The organism is Helicobacter sp. MIT 14-3879 (assembly GCF_003364125.1).
The window spans coordinates 1-3,581 of record NZ_NXLP01000095.1 but is presented as its reverse complement, the minus strand read 5'-3'; the positions used below and the strand labels follow the sequence as shown (position 1 = coordinate 3,581).

Genomic DNA, 3,581 nt, shown 5'->3' with positions numbered 1-3,581 from the left:
CCGCCTAAATTTGCAACGACCACTGCGGCCTCAGCATTACCAACAACTGCAGCCTAATCAAGTATATTTTGCAGTGCTAGACAAACAGCGAGAGTAGCGATAACAGTATCTCCTGCTCCACTTACATCATAAACCACTTTAGCTATGGTGGGCTTCCTATGCAAAACCCCATTTTCTAAGAATCCTATACCCTCTTCGCTTAACGTTATTAAGGGGTATTTCACAAGACTGATATTTTGTAATTCTAGCAAGGCATCCTTAAGTGTTTTTTCATTATGAATAAAGATTTTTGTAGCAAGAGTAGCTTCTTTTTTATTGGGGGTTAATAAAGTAGCATGTTGATATTTACTATAATCTTCTCCTTTGGGATCGCATAACACAGGAATTCCAAAACTATTAGCAAGCTTAATGAGCTTCTGAGTAAAACCATGGCTTAACACTCCCTTAAGATAATCGCTCAAAATGAGACATTGATACTGCGTAATCTTGCTTTGTAAGTCATCAAATATTTCTTCGTATAGTGAATATTCTAAAGGTTGTGTGCTTTCTTTATCAATACGCAACATTTGATGTTTGGCAGCCATAACACGAATTTTTGTGGTAGTAGGACGATTAGATTTATAGCAATGAGCCTGTATCCCCTTATTGATAAGGAAATCTTGGAGCAATGCCCCCTCCATATCATTGCCTATTGCACCATAAATGCTAACTGTAGCCCCCATAGCAATGAGATTGTTTGCTACATTGCATGCGCCTCCTAGATTGAAACTCTCATTTTCTATGCACACTACTGGTACAGGTGCTTCTGGAGAAAGTTTGTTGGCATTACCCCAAATATATTTATCTAACATAAGGTCGCCAATTACTAGAATCTTAATTTGTTTTTTTTGTAACATTTATCTCATTCCTTATATTTTGTTTATAGATTCTAATATAAATTGATAGAGATTGTATCATTTTAATAAGACTTATACACAATAGTTTCTGCTAGAGATTTCACAATCGTGTTGAGGATTTTAAAAGGGCGATTCTATAAAATGAACAGGCATTATCCCCTGCATTTCAAGACGCTTGCTGCAAGATACAGAATCAACATGTTTGTTGCATTAATGTGGGTTTAGTTTCATCTGAAATATCAATAAATTCTAACTTAAGAATTGTAATAATTTAATGTTGCGTTAATGTGAGAATGAGATTCATAAAATCTTCACTGTCATTTAGGCATTCACATACGCGATAATCTTTCACTCCTAATGAATCTGCTAGCTCTCTGTACTGTATTGAAAGTTCATAGCGCGTTTCAGAATTGTCAATACTAAAACTTAGGGGATAAATGATGAGATTCTTAGGGGCTTGCTGTCGGATAATGTCTCGTGTGTTAGGTCCTAGCCACTTTACAGGTCCCACTTTAGACTGATAACTTAGGATAATGTTTTGGAATTTCATGCCGCTTTGTTTCAAAGATTCAATAAGACAATCATAACTTTTTTCACATTCACTCTTATAGGGGTCTCCTCTTTTAATGCGGCTAATTGGCACTGAATGCGCGGATAAAATGAGAACAAAATCTTCTGAATCTGCACTAGCTAGTGTTTTTTGTAAGCTATTCACAATAGAATTGATATACAAGACATGGTCATAATACCGTTCAATAAGACGCACTGTTGGTTGAAATTCTAGTTTCTTAAGCGCGCTTGCCGCATCATTAAAAGATGAAAAGGTGGTTGTGGTGCTATATTGTGGATACATACTAAAAAGTGTAATGTCATGAATGCCCTTTTCGCATATTTCTTTAAGAACATCATAACAAAAAGGGGCAGTATAACGCATGGCATAAGTATAAAAAGTAGATGGATTTCTTGCTTGTAATTTTTGTGTGAGTGAGAAAGTTATCTGCGTAATTGGGCTACATCCACCTAAGGCGGCATAGATTTTTTTACTTTTTTCAAGCCGACTATTCACAATCATATTTCCTAATAAGGAGCGAAATGTGTTGTTTTGAATGCTTAGAATACAGGGGTCAGCAAAGATATTTTTTAAAAAAGGAGCAACTTCTTGTAGGCTATTTGGTCCCCCCATGTTCAACAAAACAACAGCATTGTTATAGCCCATAATCTACCTTTGATTTTTTTAAAAAATGATAATGCAAAAAGGTTAATTAGAATTTGTGTTATTGGATAATAATGGCTTGTATGAATACAAACTACTAAAAATTCCTGTTAATTTTTCTATTGGCATTTCTAATTGTGCCATCCGTAACATCTACTCCCATTAATAGGTATGGGGATTTAATGTATCAGAATCCTACAAATTATGAATGTATGAGCATATTGATGACATAACCATTCATTGTTTTTCTAATCCAAGACTTTGCAATAATTTGATAAAGGCATGTGTCCGAAGTATAGCCCCCTGCTTGTTTAAATGATTTTGTGTGTCGAAAAAATAGGTGTTATCAAAATGAAAATCTCGAAAATCCCCATAAATTTGTATGCCGTGTTTTGAAAGTTGTGTAGTCAGATTGTCTATTGTTTTATAGGTTTTCTCATCATGAATGCTAAAGGTGGGGTTTTCCATCGTGGGAGGATAAATGAGAAAAATTTTTATATCATGTTCTCGTGCAAAAGCTTCTAAACGATAGTATTCTTGAACAAAAAATGTCGAAATCTCAAATGTAGGTTTTAAATATTGCGCAATAGACTGGCTATAAGGATTTGTATTGTTCTGATAAGCAAAATCACCATAAGAATTGAGCGATTGATAATTATAACCCGCCCATTTTTGTTGGTTAGCAGCCCAAACTTGCCTCATTGTTTCTATAATATTTTCTTCATGATTCCCTTTATTTATTAAAGTTTGTGCAAATTTTTTTATCACTATCAAAGGAGGTTGTCTCAAATAAGCAAATAAAATATCTGATTTGTCAATATATTTACGATATGTTTCCCAAGCAAGCATATTAGACAGATACCATAAGTTTCTGTATGGCTCTATATTGATGTAGTATGAAAATTCTAGTGGTAAAAAAATAATGTCGCCCGCTTTAGCAACATTCATAATCCTATCAATATGATAATTTAACGGTAAACCTGCGTGAGTGCTGTAATTAATCGGCTTAAATTTCGTATTTGCATCAATAATAGAGCTATCAAATCCAAACAAGGAACTCGAGCCTCCCACAAAAAGTATGCGTTGTTTTTGTGTGGGCTGTGCGTTGATAAAATCTTTAATTGCATACACTTTTGAAAGCCACATTTCTGCATAAGCAAGCTGATGATGAAGAACTGAAGTATAGAGAATAATGCTGCCATATAGTAAAAAAACTATGCAGACTACAAGAAAAAATGGAAAAATATTTTTCATTATCTTTCCTAAAAGTTAAAATACAGAAATGGAGGCGGATTTTCATCAGGTAGCATAAGAATAACACAAAGCGAAAAACACAAGCCCGCTATATAGAGAGATTTTCTACTTGTGCTTTGCATCAACTCAACACTATTCTTGAATCCCAAGCATAATATAAATGCTAAAACAAGATAGATAATTGTTTCATTACGTCCATGAATATTCTCTAGGAAATG

The 3,581-nt window shown here is 34.3% G+C and carries 3 protein-coding genes and 1 pseudogene; all 4 read right to left on the bottom strand.

Features of this window, described 5'->3' with window-relative positions; translation table 11 throughout:
• Positions 1-53: 53 nt before the first annotated feature.
• Positions 54-896, bottom strand: a complete 843-nt coding sequence (locus CQA44_RS11420) for a bifunctional heptose 7-phosphate kinase/heptose 1-phosphate adenyltransferase (RefSeq protein ID WP_115547340.1) — start codon at positions 894-896, stop codon at positions 54-56.
• 271 nt (positions 897-1,167) lie between these two features.
• A complete protein-coding gene (hemH, locus tag CQA44_RS11415; RefSeq protein WP_115547339.1) occupies positions 1,168-2,112 on the bottom strand; it encodes a ferrochelatase in 945 nt (314 codons plus the stop codon).
• Positions 2,113-2,346: 234 nt separating this feature from the next.
• Positions 2,347-3,363, bottom strand: coding sequence for a hypothetical protein (locus tag CQA44_RS11410; protein WP_115547338.1), 1,017 nt, complete (start codon positions 3,361-3,363; stop codon positions 2,347-2,349).
• Between the two features lie 8 nt (positions 3,364-3,371).
• Positions 3,372-3,581, bottom strand: a pseudogene (locus CQA44_RS13035) (MBOAT family protein); the annotation flags it as partial.

Bases quoted from the DNA above. Each gene is read 5' to 3' on its own strand.
- CQA44_RS11420 (WP_115547340.1), bottom strand. From the start codon at position 896: ATGTTACAAAAAAAACAAATTAAGATTCTAGTAATTGGCGACCTTATG.
- CQA44_RS11410 (WP_115547338.1), bottom strand. From the start codon at position 3,363: ATGAAAAATATTTTTCCATTTTTTCTTGTAGTCTGCATAGTTTTTTTA.
- hemH (WP_115547339.1), bottom strand. From the start codon at position 2,112: ATGGGCTATAACAATGCTGTTGTTTTGTTGAACATGGGGGGACCAAAT.